Genomic DNA, 17,234 nt, shown 5'->3' with positions numbered 1-17,234 from the left:
ATCCACACTTTTTCCATTAAACCGTATCTATTATAGCAAACTAGATTCACTCGCCATAGAGGACTTTTACACAACCTTACAAGTAATTTGTTCGTTTATACGTAAAAAAAATACGTAACAAGTATCATGACAACTTGGAACCAAAAATGTATAATTCAATATTGTAAAGCTTTTGTTAACATATTGTAAATATAACATGAAGGTATATAGCAACGAGGAACTTAGGTGGTGAAAAAAATGCTTTCCCAAGAAATATTTCAACGATACGAGCTCAAGTACCTCTTACCCTATAACAAATATCAGCAATTAGTGAATGTTCTTTCGTCTAATCATAAAATGCGGTACGATAAATACGGTGATGACGTTGGTCGTTACAATATCGTCAGCTTATACTTTGATTCCGATGACGACAAAATTTATTATGAAACTCGAAACAAACTGAATTTTAGGCAAAAGCTTCGTCTTCGTATTTATGATCAAGTAACAATAGACAGCCCTGCTTTTTTTGAAATCAAACAGAAGTTTAATAATGTCGTCAACAAACGGCGAACATCATTACAGTTGAGTAGCGCTTATGATTATTTGAAAAACGTTCCTAGCGAAGATATCAAAAACTACCATACTTCCAATCCACAAACCATGTCAGAAGTTGAATCTTTTCGCTCTCTGTATGGTTTAAAGCCGCGGGTTATTGTCAGCTATGACCGCCAAGCTTTTCATGGTATCGAAGATTCAGATTTACGTATAACATTTGATTACAATTTAATGGCAAGAGACCATAACCTTCGGATTGAAGATGGACCAGAGGGTACTCATTTTGTTGATTCTGATTTAGTCGTGATGGAAGTTAAAGTATCTCAAAGCGTACCATTTTGGCTTGCTAGACTGTTAAGCGATTTTGAATGTTCACGAGGAAGTCTTTCCAAATTTTGCACAAGCATAGACCTTATGGAAGATATGAAAAGAAATCCCAGAACACGCACACCTTCGATGATTATTTAAAGCTTTTGTTGCGAAACATCTTGTTATTAATATAGTTACCTGTGATTGAGGAGAAATTGTTAATGAGTCAATTTATGGATGAAATACGGAATTTTTCAGATTTAACGACACGGGCAGCGGTACTAGAAGGGATAGCAGCAATTGTCCTTAGTTTCCTGCTCAGTTTAATCATTACTTTTTTATACAAAAAAACACATAAAAGTGGAAGATATTCGCAATCGTTTGTGCATACGATTATTATCATGTCTTCGGTTGTTTCGATTATTATGATTGTCATTGGCAATAACATTGCGACTGCTTTTGGATTGGTCGGGGCTTTTTCCATCATTCGTTTTCGAAGTGCTATGAGTGATCCTAAAGATATTGCTTTTATCTTTTTTGGAATGGCAGCAGGAATTTCATGCGGTCTTGGATTTTACGCGTTGGCTGTCATGTTCACCATTATTTTATCGATCTTGATTTACCTTTTATTCGCGTTTGACTACGGCGGTATCAAAGGTTCTTACAAATCATTAAAAGTAACCATTCCAGAAAACATGCATTACGAAAATGTGTTTGATGATATTTTCGACGAATATTTGGAGTACCATCAGCTGAATATGGTGGAAACCACAAATCTCGGTACCATGTATCAGCTAACCTACTTAATCGCAAAAAAAGAAGACGTCAGCGATAAAGACGTCATGGATGCTATCCGTGAGCGAAATTCGAACTTGAAAGTTGCCATCGGTATGGTGGATTAACTATTATTTGACTAACCCGTCATGATTTTCTTTCATGACGGGTTTTTTATATGTTGTTTCACCGGTTCCTTAGGTTTACTGTTACTTCCTCTCGTCACCCCAACGCGTAAAAAAAGAGAGGCTCCACACCTCTCTTTTTCCTACTTATCTCCGCGTTCTGCTAACGTTTGTTGCAAATAGGCTTCGAGCGGTTCTTTTAAATCTTCCCGGCCCAAAGCAAAATCAAGTGTTGCTTTCACAAAACCGAATTTATCTCCAACATCATAGCGAACACCACCGAACTGATACGCAAGCACGGACTGAGATTGATTCAATTGCCTAATCGCATCCGTCAATTGAATTTCATTTCCAGACCCAGGTGCTAATCCATGTAAAATATCAAAGATTTCAGGACGCAACACGTAACGCCCCATGATCGCGTAATTAGAAGGGGCCTCTTCCAGCGACGGCTTTTCCTTCAGATCATTCAAATGTAAAACGCCAGACTCCATTTCTTCTCCTTTTGGAGAAACAATGCCGTATTTTGAAACATCGTTATCAGGAACCTGCTGTACACCAATGACAGAAGATTCATAGGTGTCATAGGTCTCAATTAACTGCTTCAAACAAGGCTTTTCTGACTTTACAATGTCATCGCCAAGCAGTACAGCAAATGGTTCATCTCCGACAAATCGGCTCGCACAGGCAATCGCATGACCAAGTCCTTTTGGTTCCTTTTGACGGATATAATGAATATTTGCCATGTTGGAGATTGTTTGGACTTCTTCTAATTGTGACCATTTTTCCTTTTGGGCTAAGGTTTCTTCTAATTCATACGATTTATCAAAATGATCCTCAATCGCCCGTTTCCCACGGCCACTGACGATAATGATATCTTCAATGCCAGACTCAATCGCTTCTTCGACGATATATTGAATGGTCGGCTTATCCACGATAGGAAGCATTTCTTTAGGTTGTGCTTTGGTCGCCGGCAAAAACCTTGTCCCAAGGCCAGCTGCCGGAATAATTGCCTTTCTTACTTTCACACGCGTCACTCTCCGTTCTATTTACTATTCCTGTTCGTCCCATAAAATAAATATATCACTAAGACGAGGAGTCACTTCCGTTGTTCCTAATACTTGTTCCTCCCCTGTTTCATCAGCAGTTATTAAGGCGTCCAATATTTCATCTGAGCTGTGCGGAGCACCAAGATTATGTGCTGCATCTGCCGCAAGTTCAAAGTTATCTTTAGACGTACGAGATATTACAAATTCTCTGCGTTCACCTTGATACGCCTGAAATAAATGATAATATTCTTGGTTCGCTGTTGCAAAACTATTACTGTCTTGCGCATACAATGTAACACCCGCTTCTTCATATAAAGAACGGACAGCTTCGGTATGTTCGTTCGAGCCTTCTGGTGTCATATCTAATAACGTGCTTGCCTCCCAGACCGATAATCCGTTATCATGCAGCCGTTTAAAGAACACCGCCGCTTGGGCTCGTGTCAACTTTCCATTTACATCATAGCGTTCCGTTTGTGTCTCTCCTTCTTGCCGTCCTGTAGTTAGACCTTCCTCAAACATCCAGGCAACAGATGGTTCTAAATCTGATTCCTGCGCTTGTGAATGAGCAAGAGCTCGTCCAATCACTGCCCGCGTAACAGAGCGATTTTTTACGCTGTTTTCACGCAATCCCGGCATGCGCAAGCTGTTATCTGACAAGGCAATGTAAGCAGGTTGAGACCAATGCTGGTTCTCCCTTTGTTCTGATGTTTCCATATTAAAATATCTCGTTAGCATCGTTACAAATTGAGCTTCGGTCATTTCATTTCCCGGGTCAAATGTTCCATCCTCATATCCTGTAATAATGCCTTCTTGATTGGCCCAATCAATTTCTTCAGAGGCCCAATAATCGTCGTCCACATCGGTGAAATCAGCCGCATCTGCTTCTGCGATAGAACTTATGTACAGAAAGAAAAATACACCTATCATAGCCGCGACAATTTTCCAATGAGATGTTACATAGAATTCTAGTTTTTTATCATTCATGATATGAAAGATCTAAGGGGAAGATCTTTATCCCACCTCCCGATTTCTAATTGTGCATCTCCCGTTATTATATCGTTTCTTCCAACACTCAAGCAAGAAGCTAAAGCATCAGGACCTCCAAATCAACTACTTACGATTTAGACATTTTTGCTTTTAGTACATACAAAGCAGGAATAACGACAAGCGTTAATATCGTAGAGAAGACCAATCCAGATACAATCGCAATTCCAAGAGGTTGAAATAAAGGATTATTTCCAAGGGCAATCGGAAGCAGTCCTGCAATAGAGGTCAAGCTCGTTAAAATAATTGGACGGAATCTTTCTTGACCAACCATCCTAACCGCTTCTTCCAACACCATCCCTTCCTTACGCCGTTGTTCCATAAATTCAATCATAACAATCCCGTTCCGAACGACGATTCCTGCTAAACTAACCGCACCCATCATCGACATAAATCCAAGTCCCGTTTGTGTAATAAATAGCCCGAGCACTGCGCCCGCTACAGCTAAATATACGGCACTTAGAATCAAAAACGGCATAATTAAAGAATAAAATTGAATAGCAATGACGATTAGAATAAGAAACACAACAACGATAAAAATCTGTCCAATATCAATGAAGACATCTGTCCGTTCGGATGTTTCTCCACCTACCGTGATAGTATAATCCGAAGATTCTTCGCTAATTGCATCCAGTTCTTCTTCCGTTTCTGCCAATATACTGTCTGCATCTTGATCTCCAGGAAACGCGCGCACAGTCACCGTTCTTTCTGTATTTTTATGCGGAATAGCTTGCACAGACGATGTTTCATTTCTCGTGACAAGGTCTGCAAGGGATACTCTTTGTGCCCCATTCGTTTGTTGCGTCAGTTCCACTCGCTCTATATCATCTTCTGTTACTGTTCCCTCTGTATCATAAACCATGCGCATGTCTATTATCTCATTGTTCACTTGCCATTCGCCTACCGGAACACCTTCTCCAAGCAATCGTAATTCTTGAGTAATTGCTTCACTTGTTACCCCTGTGTCTTCCAATGTTTCACGGTCTGGACTAAATTGATAAGCTGATAAATCATTGCCGGCGTTCACATCTGTGCTGGTCACACCTTCCGCTCCGGCAAATAATGATTCAATGTCATCTGTCACTTCCAGTATACCTTCCATGTCATCTCCGCTCACTTCGACTGCTATCGGTGCTCCAACAGGTGGTCCTGATTCAACAATCGAACCTCTGGCGTCTACCTCTGAAAATTGATCGTGCAGCGTTACATTCCATTCATTCATCGCATCTCGTGCTGTTGTTTTTTCATTATCAATATAGACGAGAAAGTTCACGTCATTACTATCCGGAGTTCCACCCCCGTCGTTTGAACCAAAAATCTTTGGAATCGTCGTCCCAACGTAAGTTGAAACGGATTCTACTTCTTCCTTGTCATAAAACCATTCTTCTATATTTCGAGCCTTTTCTTCTGTATCTTCAAGTTGCGTGCCTTCAGGCAAAGACGCTTCTATAAATACTTCTTCCCGATCCGTATCAGGGAAAAATTCCAACGGAGTAAATGGAATGAATCCATAAGCCGCTGTTCCTAACATTAACCCACTTAAGGAAATGAGTAGCGGGCGCTTCACAACTTTACCCAAAATACGGCGGCTGTAGAATGATGCCGTTTTATCAATCGTGTGCCCGAACCAGCCTGGCGATGTCGTTTTGGACGTTTTTGATTCTCTCGGCGGAAAAGACGATTTCGTTGAAAATGAAAGGGAATCAGATCGATTGGTTTTCTTTCGTTCTTCCCTCATCGTCCTATATATCGGAATAAGGACAAGAGCTACGACTGTAGACGCAATAATAGCTGCGATGAGCACTGCTGGAAGAGGTCGTATGAACGCACCTGCCGAACCTGGCAGCAGTAATAACGGTAAAAAGGTGAAAACAACCGTAAGTGTTGACGTGATAACAGATGCAGCTACCTGCCGGACTCCTTTTACCGAAGCATGATACGGTGATTCTCCCAATCTCAGTCTGCGATCAATATTTTCATTCACGACAATTCCGTCATCGACCAAAATGCCAAGGGAAATGATAAAAGCAATCAGAGATATTTGATTCTGCCCTACGCCAGCAAAAGGCAAAACAATCATAGCAATAGCAAGGGAAACAGGTATAGCTGTCGCAACCGATAAGGCAGTCGAAAAACGCAGTCCTATCGAACAAACAAGAAGCACGGACAAAAAGGCAATCACAAACGCCAGAAATAATTCGGAAAATAACTCTGACACAAGATCCGCTTGGGTGTACAGCTGTTCCAGTTCCGCTCCCTCAGGCAACTCTTTTTCAAAATCCGTAATAACTGGATCTAGCGCCTCTTGTATAGCCGGAACACTTGCTTCATCACTTAAAAAAAACGTCAGAGACAGCGCCGGCTCTCCTTCAAAAGCTACCGTGTTTTCAACCGATTGATATGTACGTTCAACACCGGCCACCTCTCCAAGACGAATCACATCTCCCTCTTCTGCGCTTCCAACCGGAAGGGTCTCCCATTTGGAAACTTCATCAAAAGAGTCATACGTTACCCTTTGTTTTTCGTCTGTCTCCCATTCACCCGGAGGCGTCGTATTATTTTCTCCGTTCAGTGCAGCGATTATTTGGTTCGAGGAGATATTGTTCTCACTCATCGCATCTGCATCCATCACAAAACGAAGTTCAGGTTCAAGAGCCCCTTGTACACCAATATCAGAAATCCCCGAAAGGCTGACAAATTCACTACGCCACTGCGTTAGCAACTCGTCAACTTGCGGCACCAGCTCTTCATTTTCAAGAGTGATCTGGTAAATCGAAAGCCCCTGCACACTGAGATCATTATCCAGAACAGGACTTTCTGCATTATCAGGAAACGAATTGGAAGTATTAGTGATTATTTGTGAAATATCATTCCAAACGGCCTCCGTATCAGGAAGATCTTCTTCCAATTCTACCGTCACTGAAGAAAATCCCGGACTCGACACAGACGATAATGTGTTACTATTTTCCACTTCAAGCAATGATTCTTCCAACGGGTCTGTTATCGCCGCTTCGACTTGTTCAGAAGATGCCCCTGGGTAAACTGTTGTTATTTGTCCAACTGGTGGATCAATGGCCGGCACTTCTTTTTGTGGCAGTTGAAGAAAAGACAAACCTCCTACTAATACAACCATCACAAAAAACAAAAGTGTAATTTTACGTTTTTTCACAAACCAATCTATCATTTTCTGATCCCCTTTTTGTCAGCTGTTGGTGTGCTTTCATATTTTTGAACCATACAACGCTATTTTAAGAAAATGACGGCAGTTTAAAAAAATTGTCGAAAAATTTATGTAGATAAATTTCAATAATCTGGTATATTAAAATTAACGCTCTACAGAAAGGAGGACCGTGTCGAAAAATGTTTCATCACCAAATGTAAGCCTCCCCTTGCTTACACGTTTCACCACTATTATTTTTCTACTCCCGTATTACCCCACTTTACTTCCGAAATAAAGGAGGTGATATTCCGTCCATGGCCTGCCAACCCAAAACTTCCACTTACCATATCATGATACGCGGTGCTAGACATTCTAACCTGTTTTACAGCCGAACAGACTATTCCCACTTTTTACACCTTCTAACCACATTGAAGTACCATTTTTCGATTGATGTACATGCTTATTCATTCGTTCCAAACCAAATCCATTTACTAATTGAAACCTTTCAACCTAAGATTTCTACTATCATATGTCAGATACAAACAAAATACGCCGCTTATTTTAACCAATCATATCGATTGAATGGGCTCATTTTTCAAGGTCAGTGTATTTCTCAGCGGATGAAAGATGACACTCATTTTTATCAGACGAGTCGATTCATTCACCTTCTCCCTCTTATGCAAAAGGTGACGTCGAATATATACCACTACCGGTGGTCGAGTGCTAGAGACTTTCTCGCCCCGCAGGCAGAAGATGCAACTATGCACCCCCTCCTCACCATAAATAGAACCTTGGAAATATTCCCCCATCCTAGGCATGAATCCTTTCATGACTTTCTCTATTCATCTATACAAATGAAAATGAATCTATAAACAAAAAAGGAGCTGCTCTATGTTTAATCAAGTCACGCTTGTCGGTCGTTTCACACGTGACCCTGAATTGATGCATACAAAAGACGGTACTGCTGTGTGTAATTTTACGTTAGCAGTACAACGGTCCTTTCGTAACATACAAGGTGATTTTGACGCCGACTTCGTTCCTATTACAGTATGGAGAAAACAAGCCGAGAATACTGCCTTATATTGTCATAAAGGAGCATTGGTTGGCGTGAATGGAAGAGTAAATACTCGAATATATGAAAACAAAGACCAAAAGAAAGTACAAGTTGTAGAAGTCAACGCTGATCAAATTCGATTTCTAAAGATCAACAATAATAACATAGCTGCTCCTCCAACAAAAACAGAAGAAAAACCGCTGCAACCCATCCAACCGAATCAGGTTGCAACAATAAACGAACCGAATAACGCATAATTATCCCCTCTGAAAACAAGGACTCCTTCGATTAGATCCCCCTCTATTAACCTCCTCTATATTGTTTCTTCCAATTATAAAACCCTTCCGCAACATTACCGCCGATTTCCCTTGTGATCGGCGGTATTTTGCTGGTATATCATCCTAAACATTTACTGTTGTGGAGTTTGTAACCGTTCCTATGACTATTAGTGTATTATATCATATGAACAGTAAAAATATGGTTCCTTTTATGGTTAGTTTATTCAGGATTTCCTACTAATTCTTTCTTATGAGCCTATATTCCATGATAGGAACAGTTATTCCCAGACTATGTTCTCTAATTATTCATGAGTCTTTTGTGGCATATGACATCACGTTTTACTCTATAATCTACTTTCATTAAAATTAATATTGTTTAAAATAAATTTAATATTTTTACATTATTAAATGACAGAGGAGGTTTAGTAAGTACTTCATTTCCAAAATAAGTGTATAACAAGGGGGAAAAATAATGACAAAGCATTGGGTGAAAGGAATTAGTGTACTTATTCTTTTCGTATTTCTAATCGCATGTAGCAATGATGAAACATCTGACGTGACAGAAGACAACGATGAAAATAGTGGGGACGAGACCGTTTCAGAAGATAACACTAATGATGAAAATTCTGAACAAACGGAATCATCCGACATCCAGGAGCAAGATGTGATGAATATTGCTCACCGGGGGGCAAGCGGCAATGCACCAGAAGCAACAACGTTTGCATTTGACCAAGCAGCACAAACAGATCATGCCTGGCTTGAAATGGATATTCAAAAAACCAAAGACGATGAATTGGTCGTTATTCACGATGATGATATCAAGCGGACAACCAATGGTGAAGGGGAAGTTGGAGATTTCACGCTCGAAGAATTGAAAGAACTAGATGCAGGTACTTGGTTTAACGAAGCAAACCCTGATAAAGCCGATGAATCCTATGAAAATGCTGAATTGTTAACGCTAGAAGAAGTTTTTGAACGTTATGGAAAAGACGAAAACTATTACATAGAAACCAAATCTCCACAGTTAAATGAAGATATGGAAGAGCCTTTGGTGGATATGATAGAAGAACATGATCTTGTTGATAATGTCATTATTCAATCGTTTGAACCAAGCAGTTTACACGCCGTTCATGAGTTGAATGAAGATATCCCGCTTATCCAACTGCTTTGGTGGGAAGAAAATGAAGAAACTGGAGAACTTGAAGAGTGGCTCGATGTTACATCTGCTCCCGAAGCTATGGATGAAGAAGATTTTGCTGAGATTCGAGAGTATGCCGTTGGAATCGCTCCTCACTTGGAAGACTATGACGGAAATGAAGTGATAGATGAAGCTTTCGTCCAAAAAACGTTAGAGAATGATTTACTCATTCACGTTTATACAGTGGATACGAAAGAGAACATGGAACGATTGATAGACTGGGGCGTTACCGGTATTTTCACGAACTATACCGAACGTCTTAATGAAGTATTAAATGAAAAAGAGGATTCATAAAAGAATTGAACAAACCCTACTATAAAAACAGCATAAGATTCTAGTGTTTTAGAGCTGTCCCAAGAAAATCAACTCACGTGCTTATGGGACAGCTCCCTTCTCTTTTTACACCCATACTAACCAAGTAATGCTTATCGTCATAACCATCACAATAAGGCTGACCGGAATACCAACCTTCATAAAATCGACAAATCGATATCCACCTTGTCCGTAAACAAATAGATTAGTTTGATACCCGATAGGCGTCATAAAACTTGCTGATGCCGCAATAGCTACAATAATAGCAAACGGGGTGATACTTACACCCAGCAAGCTCGCCGTCTCAATCGACACAGGCAGCATGATAATAGCAGCGGCATTATTAGTAATCATCTCGGTAAAAATATTCGTCAATATATACATTAATATAAGCATACCTATTAATCCAAACGGCTCCATCCAATAGATCAATGTCTCTGCAATGTAGGTCGCTGCTCCTGTCTTCAACATCGCTTCTCCAATACCTAAAGCAGCAGCAATAACAATTAATACTTGAAAAGGAATATAATTTTTTGCTTCACGAAGCGGCATAATGTTCAAACCCAATACAAACACAACTGCCAGCAAAGCAGCGGTGAAAATCGAAATGATTTCAGCAGCAGCTAAAAACACCATGACCACCAGCAGCAAAATTGGCAGAAATCCTTTCCAAGACGGCAATGCTTGAAAAGGATTATCTCTTCCGTGTAATACCGTAAATTCATTACGGGAACTCGTTCGTTTTTCAAAATCAGGACCAGCCAACAGTAATAACGTATCCCCCGGTTTAATGGTAATATCTTTCATTCTTTCTTCTAAAGGTTCCTGATAACGATGAACCCCAAGTATGGCCGCATCAAATTGTTGCGGAAACAAAATATCTTTTATCTTTTTAAATAAAATCGAAGAATAGTGGGTCACCACCACTTCCAACAGACGATTTTCCCCTTCCCTTAATCCTTCCACCTGGTAAGAAGCGCCTGTTACTAAATGCAATCCTTTTTTTCTTTCCATCGCCGCAATGTCTTGCAGTCGACCCCTTAAAAGCAACCGATCTCCTTCTTGCAAAACATAATAAGGAGAACATTCGGTTTGGACCTTTTTATTTCGTATTACACCAATCAAACGAAGTCCGTTTTCCTGATGAAGTCCTACTTGCTTTAGCGTTTGGCCTTCAAAACCTCCATCTTTTTTCACAACCATCTCGGCTGAAAACTGTTTCTGCTCAGTTTCCCCGCTATAATAAGGCATAACCGGCTTCCGATTGGGTAACATTTTCATCCCTATGAATAACATAAACACAATTAATACAATCGTGATTGGTAGACCGATAATAGCCAGTTGAAAAAAAGAAAATCCTTCATAGCCACGTTCCACAAGCATTCCATGAACTACTAGATTTGTAGAGGTTCCAATCAGCGTCATCGTTCCTCCGACAATCGTAGCGTACGATATGGGCAGTAAAAATTTCGACGGAGCCACATCATGCTTTTCACACCACTGCCGGACAATCGGAGTGAAAGCTGCAACAATCGGAGTGTTATTCAATACCCCAGAAAAAACCGACGATGGCACTAAAATGCGCAATAAAGATTCACGTGGTGTTTTCCCTTTATTAAGAACGTAGTCAATGAACCGTTCTGTCATACCGCTTCGTTGTACGGCACCAGCTATAATACACAACAATCCAATCGTCAGCATACCTTGATTGAAAAACCCTTTCACCGCCTCTTGCGGTTGAAGAATGCCAGTCACCAACAACGCCATTAGTGCACCAAGTAAGACATATTCCGGTCTTGTTACTTCTTTCATTAACGTTACCATCATTGCAATGATGACAAAAACGGTCACTATCATTTCCCACGTCACAGCTTTCACCCCCTTTCTTCAGTATATGTTTTTAATCCTAAGTAATTTCATAGGTTTTATCAACTTATAATAACATTATATCTTTCATGTCGGAATTGTAAAGATTATTTGTTAGAATAGAGAAGAGAGATTAAATTTATTTGAACATTTATGGGAATTTAATCTCCCTGATCATAGGATCCCGCCCTGTGAAAAAGACTTCTTTGTTATAAATGACGGTTTGAAGTAAAATCGATTAGGTTATATAATGGCAAAAATAGAGATACTATTTTGCATGCCTACTGGCAATTATCCTGAAGTCTTTAACACATGGGCCACTTAATAAGGAGGTGGAACGTATGGCTTTTGTTATCACATCACCTTGTATGGACGAGAAAGCTGGCGACTGCGTCGACGTTTGTCCGGTAGACTGTATTGAAGAAGGAAAAGATCAATACTACATCGATCCTGACGTATGCATTGACTGCGGTGCTTGTATCGTTGTATGTCCGGTGGAAGCCATTGTGGAAGATACAGAACTCACGCCCGAGACAGAACCATTTCTCGAAAAGGCAAAAGAGTTTTATGGCACCACATAAAATACAATATTCAAAAAAGGAGTGTCCTAACGTGCTTTAGGACACTCCTTTTTTATAGAATAGAACATTTTAAACGTTGACCTTTTTGTGCTGCATCACTACTCCCTAGCCTTGAACTATTTTCTTCCCTAAGATTCGTTTCACTTATATTCCCTCGATTTTTGTTATATTTTCTTACATCATTTTTCGACTTTCTGTGCTTTCCATCACTTCTTCCTTTCTCCAGACATGTTAAAATGGTTAAAACACAAATGAGAATCACTTTTACTATTTTCCCTTTGAGGAGAGATATAGCATGAAACAAGTAAAGGACACATTCTATCGACCGTTAAGGGATCTGCGTATATCAGTCATTGACCGTTGTAATTTTCGATGCACATACTGTATGCCAGCTGAGATATTTGGTGATGACTATCCATTTATGCCAGAAAGTGAGCTTTTGTCCTTTGATGAGATTTTCTCTTTAGCTGAATCATTTACGGCACTCGGTGTGGAAAAAATTCGTATCACGGGCGGAGAACCGTTATTACGTAAAAACCTTTCCCATCTCATTAGTAGACTATCGTCACTAGATGGTATTCATGATATTGGGCTTACGACAAATGGTGTTTTCCTTGTGAAGCAAGCAAACGAGTTAAAAAGGTCCGGCCTGCACAGAGTTAATGTCAGTTTGGATGCCATAAATGAAGATATTTTTAAACAAATGAATGGACGGAATATGCAACCAAACGCCGTATTAAACGGTATTGATGCCGCCATAGACGCAGGCTTACAAGTGAAAGTGAATATGGTAGTGAAACGCGGTGTGAATGATTGCGAAATCCGTCCAATGGCAGAATACTGTAAGAATAAAGGAGTCACCTTGCGTTTTATTGAATATATGGACGTTGGACAGACGAATGGCTGGAATTTTTCCGAAGTGGTAACAAAAAAAGAGATTTATGACCAATTAACCGAAATTGCACCGTTAATCCCTGTTGAAAAAGCTTACTTCGGTGAAGTTGCCAACCGCTATAGATACAGTGGTTCCGACGTAGAAACCGGTTTTATTTCTTCCGTGTCGGATACATTTTGTTCGAGCTGTACACGCGCTAGAATATCCGCCGACGGCAAATTATACACTTGTCTTTTTGCCGAAAAAGGACATGATCTGCGCTCTCTTCTTCGTGATGGCTACTCTAAAGGCAGTGTGGAGAAATATCTTACATCGATATGGAAACAGCGCAGCGATAGATATTCAGAGGAACGAACCGAAGAAACCGTACGAAACCGTAAAAAAATCGAAATGTCTTATATAGGTGGTTAGGGGGATAATAGATGGAAAATCGTTATGCAAAACAAGAACTATTCTCTCCTATCGGAAGAGAAGGCCAGAATCTTCTCCAAACCAAACACATCCTTATTATGGGGGCAGGGGCTCTTGGCAGTGCAAATGCGGAGATGCTAGTGCGAGCTGGTATCGGAAAAGTGACAATCATCGATCGCGATATTGTAGAATCAAGCAACCTCCACCGGCAGCAGCTGTATACGGAAAAAGAGGCAGAGAAGCACACACCAAAAGCAATTGCCGCTAAAGAACGGTTACAGCAAATAAACCAAGACACAAAAATTGATGCATTTGTACTGGATGCCGATGCTGCTAACTTGGAGAAGCTAATTAGAAACGTCAACCTTATTATCGACGGAACGGATAACTTTGATATCCGATTTATTTTGAATGACCTTTCTCAAAAACATCAGATTCCGTGGATATTTGGCGCTAGTGCCGGCAGTTTCGGGATGACTTACACGTTTATCCCGGGAAAAACCCCGTGTCTCCATTGCCTTTTTCCGAGCATTCCAGGAATAGGGATGAGTTGTGACTCTTCTGGCATCATTGGCCCCGCTATCCAAATGACTGCTTCTTATCAAACGACGGAGGCAATGAAATGGCTGACGGAAAATGAAGAAGCACTTCGGACATCATTATTATTTTTTGATATATGGCACGGACAGCAACAAACGATCGGAATGAATAAAGGTAAAAACAAGGAATGTCTATCTTGTGGAAATAATCGCGCGTATCCCTATCTGAATCAATCAGAAACGGCTCATATCGACGTTTTATGTGGACGGGATACGGTTCAAATTCGCCCATCATCTAAAAAAAAGTATGACTTTTCTCACATTGCCAAACACCTCCAATCACATGGGAACGTCAAAAGCAACAACTATGTTTTAACTTGCTTGTACCGTGACTATCGGATCGCCGTCTTTCACGATGGCCGCGTCCTCATACATGGTACAAAGAAAAAAGACGAAGCGAAATCTATTTATCATGAGTTTTTTGCTGAAACAAACCTAAATCTTGTCACAAAGGAGTAGAAGATTATGGTGGAAAAAAGAACCCCAGTACCGGTTGCCGAAGCAGTAAACAGAGTAATGGAGCACCGCACCTCTAAAGATATAGAATGGGTGCCAATTGAAGAAGCAGGCGAGCGTTTTTTAGGAGAAGATATTGTAGCAGATCATGATGTGCCGCCGTTTGATAAGTCTCCATACGACGGGTTTGCTATTATCGCTGATGACACAATGAAAGCCAGCCGAGAATCCCCCGTTACATTAGAGGTAATCAGCGAAATCGGTGCTGGCTCTGTTTTTAATGAAAAGGTCTATAACGGCCAGGCCGTACGGATTATGACCGGAGCAAAGATTCCCAATGATTGTGACGCTGTTGTGATGCTTGAACTTGCTCAAACATACACGGAGAATGGGCTGGATTTTATCGACATTAAACGGCCGTTTTATCCGCATGATAATATTTCTTTTCAAGGAGAAGACACTCAAAAAGGAACCTCCCTTGTTTCTAAAGGTACTTACATCCATCCTGGTATTACTGCTCTACTTGCGACTTTTGGATATGCGCAAGTTCCCGTTGCAAAAAAGCCAGTTGTCGGAGTGATCGCCACTGGCAGTGAACTGCTTGATATAAAAGAACCGCTGCAGCCCGGAAAGATCCGTAACAGTAACACCTATATGATTCTCGCACAAGTTCAAAAAGCAGGAGGAGAAGCCAAATATTTCGGCACTCTCGCTGATGATTTCGAGAAATGTTTGAAAGCTGTCAAAGATGCTCTCTCAGAAGTTGACATCCTCCTTACAACCGGCGGGGTATCCGTTGGTGACTACGACTACATACCAGCTATATTAGAAAAGCTTGAAGCAAAAGTTCTGTTTAATAAAGTTGCCATGCGGCCCGGCAGTGTTACAACCGTTGCTTCCCTCGGCGATCAAATGATTTATGGGCTTTCCGGGAACCCGTCTGCTTGTTACGTCGGGTTTGAATTATTTGTCCGCCCTATCATTCGAAATGCGTTGTTTACAATTGCTCCTCACCTGCGTAAATCCAAAGCAAGGTTAGGTGCTGATTTCCCCAAACCGAATCCATTTATGCGGTTTGTACGAGCAAAACTCGTTGATGATGACGGCCATTATACCGCTGTGCCGGCAGGACTTGATAAGTCAGGGTCTGTCACTTCTTTATCAGAAGCTAATGCCTTTATCGTATTACCGGGTGGCACCAGAGGATATCAAACAGACATGACGGTAGATGTGCTTTTATTGAACGAGGAAGAAGGTAGTGAATGGCCATGGGAAAACATTGTCCCGTCTTACAAATAGTCGGCTATAAAGGGAGCGGGAAAACCACGTTAATGGAAAAATTAATCCACGCTGCTTCACAAAAAGGATTACGAGTTGCTTCGATTAAACACCATGGTCACGGAGGGCCGCCAGAACCATTTCATACAGACAGCGATCGACATGCCCATGCCGGTTCAGTCGTTGCAGCAGTTGAGGGGAATGGAGTGTTGCAATTACAAGCAAAACAGACAGAGAATTGGAACCTCGTTGATTTGATAGACTTCTATCAGTTTTTTCAACCGGATATCATTTTTGTCGAAGGATACAAACATACCAATTATCCGAAGGTTGTCTTGTTACGGACAGAAGAAGACAAAACTCTTTTCCAAATGTGTAAAACTATCATTTGTTCTATTTCCGAAAATAATTTGGAAACCGTCACCCAGAATGTTCCTCATTTTTCAAAAGCACAAGAACCCGAATACTTAACTTATTTGCTTAAAAAGGTAGGAGAATATTATGACCAGCAACTATTTTGAATTAACCGATCAACCAATCGTAACAGAAGCTGTCATCGAAAAGGTAAAACGTAGAGAAGCTGGTGCTGTCACTACTTTTATCGGCACTGTCCGAGAGTTTACAAACGACAAGCGCACGTTAAAATTAGAATACCAAGCCTACCAAAGCATGGCTGAAAAGAAGCTGGCTGACATTGGTGACGAAGTGTATGAAATATGGCCGGATGCAGTTGCTGCTATTACTCATCGTATCGGCATGTTGGACATTTCTGATGCAGCTGTTGTTATCGCTGTTTCCTCCCCTCATCGTAAAACGGCTTATGAAGCGAATGAATATATTATTAATAGAATCAAAGAAGTGGTTCCCATTTGGAAAAAAGAATTCTGGGAAGACGGAACCAGTTGGGTTGGGGACCAATTAGAGAAAACACATTATCCAACGGGAGAACCGTGGAAAGGAGAAGGTCATGATTAAAGTATTATTCTTTGCGCGTCTGCAAGAGGAGCTTGGAAAAGATAATATGGAACTGGATACAGCTGGATGGACGATTGATGAGTTGAAAAACTGGTTGGAAGCGGAATATAACCTCGATGGGGTTACACAGACAATGACAGCGGTAAATGAGGAGTTCACAGATGGCAGTCATATTCTAGCAAGCGGTGATACCGTTGCTTTCATTCCACCCGTGAGTGGAGGGTAGTTTTAGTTTACCCTGTCATTGTTATCGGGACACTTCTCTTTGGTTTCGGGACAGTATCGTTCAGTTTCGGGACAATTAATGTTTGATTCGGGACATCATCCCCTAGTTCG

General features: G+C 40.8%; 17 protein-coding genes. 12 read left to right on the top strand and 5 right to left on the bottom strand.

Annotated features, from left to right (window positions below; translation table 11 throughout):
- Positions 1-225 precede the first annotated feature (225 nt).
- Both J2S78_RS02915 and J2S78_RS02910 read left to right on the top strand, forming a co-directional pair.
- Complete coding sequence (locus tag J2S78_RS02915) at positions 226-1,002, top strand: polyphosphate polymerase domain-containing protein (RefSeq protein WP_306896081.1); 777 nt, start codon at positions 226-228, stop codon at positions 1,000-1,002.
- A gap of 62 nt (positions 1,003-1,064) precedes the next feature.
- Positions 1,065-1,745: a DUF4956 domain-containing protein gene (locus J2S78_RS02910; RefSeq protein ID WP_306896079.1), complete on the top strand. Its 681-nt coding sequence runs from the start codon at positions 1,065-1,067 to the stop codon at positions 1,743-1,745.
- A 140-nt stretch (positions 1,746-1,885) separates the two neighbouring features.
- Here the strand turns inward: J2S78_RS02910 and galU are convergent, their stop codons facing one another.
- From galU to J2S78_RS02890, 4 genes are all read right to left on the bottom strand, one after another.
- The gene (gene galU, locus J2S78_RS02905; RefSeq protein ID WP_306896077.1) at positions 1,886-2,770 is read right to left on the bottom strand and encodes a UTP--glucose-1-phosphate uridylyltransferase GalU; all 885 of its coding nucleotides are present in this window, start codon (positions 2,768-2,770) and stop codon (positions 1,886-1,888) included.
- A gap of 24 nt (positions 2,771-2,794) precedes the next feature.
- Complete coding sequence (locus tag J2S78_RS02900) at positions 2,795-3,775, bottom strand: S-layer homology domain-containing protein (protein WP_306896075.1); 981 nt, start codon at positions 3,773-3,775, stop codon at positions 2,795-2,797.
- 130 nt (positions 3,776-3,905) lie between these two features.
- On the bottom strand, positions 3,906-7,019 hold the full coding sequence (locus J2S78_RS02895) for an efflux RND transporter permease subunit (RefSeq protein ID WP_306896073.1): 3,114 nt from the start codon (positions 7,017-7,019) through the stop codon (positions 3,906-3,908).
- A 227-nt stretch (positions 7,020-7,246) separates the two neighbouring features.
- Positions 7,247-7,402, bottom strand: coding sequence for a hypothetical protein (locus J2S78_RS02890; RefSeq protein ID WP_306896071.1), 156 nt, complete (start codon positions 7,400-7,402; stop codon positions 7,247-7,249).
- On the opposite strand from J2S78_RS02890, the gene J2S78_RS17065 reads away from it, so the two are divergent.
- The 3 genes from J2S78_RS17065 (at position 7,346) to J2S78_RS02880 (ending at position 9,819) form a co-directional block, all read left to right on the top strand.
- Entirely contained in the window at positions 7,346-7,867 is a 522-nt protein-coding gene (locus J2S78_RS17065; protein ID WP_370871517.1) for a hypothetical protein, read from the top strand. The two genes, J2S78_RS02890 and J2S78_RS17065, sit on opposite strands and share 57 nt — an antisense overlap.
- A 19-nt stretch (positions 7,868-7,886) precedes the next feature.
- Entirely contained in the window at positions 7,887-8,306 is a 420-nt protein-coding gene (locus tag J2S78_RS02885) for a single-stranded DNA-binding protein (RefSeq protein ID WP_306896069.1), read from the top strand.
- 493 nt (positions 8,307-8,799) lie between these two features.
- A complete protein-coding gene (locus J2S78_RS02880; RefSeq protein ID WP_306896067.1) occupies positions 8,800-9,819 on the top strand; it encodes a glycerophosphodiester phosphodiesterase family protein in 1,020 nt (339 codons plus the stop codon).
- Positions 9,820-9,924: 105 nt separating this feature from the next.
- Here J2S78_RS02880 and J2S78_RS02875 read toward each other — a convergent pair whose 3' ends face one another.
- Positions 9,925-11,706: an SLC13 family permease gene (locus tag J2S78_RS02875; RefSeq protein WP_306896065.1), complete on the bottom strand. Its 1,782-nt coding sequence runs from the start codon at positions 11,704-11,706 to the stop codon at positions 9,925-9,927.
- A gap of 338 nt (positions 11,707-12,044) precedes the next feature.
- On the opposite strand from J2S78_RS02875, the gene J2S78_RS02870 reads away from it, so the two are divergent.
- The 7 genes from J2S78_RS02870 to moaD all read left to right on the top strand — a co-directional run bounded on the left by J2S78_RS02870 (position 12,045) and on the right by moaD (position 17,124).
- Positions 12,045-12,284, top strand: coding sequence for a DUF362 domain-containing protein (locus tag J2S78_RS02870; protein ID WP_125553534.1), 240 nt, complete (start codon positions 12,045-12,047; stop codon positions 12,282-12,284).
- Between the two features lie 295 nt (positions 12,285-12,579).
- A complete protein-coding gene (gene moaA, locus J2S78_RS02865) occupies positions 12,580-13,590 on the top strand; it encodes a GTP 3',8-cyclase MoaA (RefSeq protein ID WP_306896061.1) in 1,011 nt (336 codons plus the stop codon).
- Between the two features lie 11 nt (positions 13,591-13,601).
- The gene (locus J2S78_RS02860; protein ID WP_306896058.1) at positions 13,602-14,648 is read left to right on the top strand and encodes a ThiF family adenylyltransferase; all 1,047 of its coding nucleotides are present in this window, start codon (positions 13,602-13,604) and stop codon (positions 14,646-14,648) included.
- Between the two features lie 9 nt (positions 14,649-14,657).
- Positions 14,658-15,944 carry a molybdopterin molybdotransferase MoeA gene (locus J2S78_RS02855; protein WP_306896982.1) on the top strand — a complete coding sequence of 429 codons (1,287 nt, stop codon included), beginning with the start codon at positions 14,658-14,660 and terminating at the stop codon, positions 15,942-15,944.
- Positions 15,908-16,444: a molybdopterin-guanine dinucleotide biosynthesis protein B gene (gene mobB, locus J2S78_RS02850; RefSeq protein WP_306896055.1), complete on the top strand. Its 537-nt coding sequence runs from the start codon at positions 15,908-15,910 to the stop codon at positions 16,442-16,444. The genes J2S78_RS02855 and mobB overlap by 37 nt, the downstream gene beginning before the upstream one ends.
- The gene (locus tag J2S78_RS02845; protein WP_306896053.1) at positions 16,425-16,898 is read left to right on the top strand and encodes a molybdenum cofactor biosynthesis protein MoaE; all 474 of its coding nucleotides are present in this window, start codon (positions 16,425-16,427) and stop codon (positions 16,896-16,898) included. Before mobB ends, J2S78_RS02845 begins: the two co-directional genes overlap by 20 nt.
- Entirely contained in the window at positions 16,891-17,124 is a 234-nt protein-coding gene (moaD, locus tag J2S78_RS02840; RefSeq protein WP_306896051.1) for a molybdopterin converting factor subunit 1, read from the top strand. Before J2S78_RS02845 ends, moaD begins: the two co-directional genes overlap by 8 nt.
- Positions 17,125-17,234 lie beyond the last annotated feature (110 nt).

The sequence above is a fragment of the Salibacterium salarium genome, from assembly GCF_030813635.1.
GTDB lineage: Bacteria > Bacillota > Bacilli > Bacillales > Marinococcaceae > Salibacterium > Salibacterium salarium.
The sequence above is the reverse complement of the archived record's forward strand: the minus strand, read 5'-3'. Positions and strand labels throughout refer to the sequence as shown.

Coding starts and splice junctions, on each gene's coding strand:
- J2S78_RS02880 (WP_306896067.1), top strand. CDS start 8,800: ATGACAAAGCATTGGGTGAAAGGAATTAGTGTACTTATTCTTTTCGTA.
- J2S78_RS02860 (WP_306896058.1), top strand. CDS start 13,602: ATGGAAAATCGTTATGCAAAACAAGAACTATTCTCTCCTATCGGAAGA.
- J2S78_RS02895 (WP_306896073.1), bottom strand. CDS start 7,019: ATGATAGATTGGTTTGTGAAAAAACGTAAAATTACACTTTTGTTTTTT.
- moaA (WP_306896061.1), top strand. CDS start 12,580: ATGAAACAAGTAAAGGACACATTCTATCGACCGTTAAGGGATCTGCGT.
- J2S78_RS02910 (WP_306896079.1), top strand. CDS start 1,065: ATGAGTCAATTTATGGATGAAATACGGAATTTTTCAGATTTAACGACA.
- moaD (WP_306896051.1), top strand. CDS start 16,891: ATGATTAAAGTATTATTCTTTGCGCGTCTGCAAGAGGAGCTTGGAAAA.
- mobB (WP_306896055.1), top strand. CDS start 15,908: ATGGCCATGGGAAAACATTGTCCCGTCTTACAAATAGTCGGCTATAAA.
- J2S78_RS02900 (WP_306896075.1), bottom strand. CDS start 3,775: ATGAATGATAAAAAACTAGAATTCTATGTAACATCTCATTGGAAAATT.
- J2S78_RS17065 (WP_370871517.1), top strand. CDS start 7,346: ATGATACGCGGTGCTAGACATTCTAACCTGTTTTACAGCCGAACAGAC.
- J2S78_RS02845 (WP_306896053.1), top strand. CDS start 16,425: ATGACCAGCAACTATTTTGAATTAACCGATCAACCAATCGTAACAGAA.
- J2S78_RS02870 (WP_125553534.1), top strand. CDS start 12,045: ATGGCTTTTGTTATCACATCACCTTGTATGGACGAGAAAGCTGGCGAC.
- J2S78_RS02885 (WP_306896069.1), top strand. CDS start 7,887: ATGTTTAATCAAGTCACGCTTGTCGGTCGTTTCACACGTGACCCTGAA.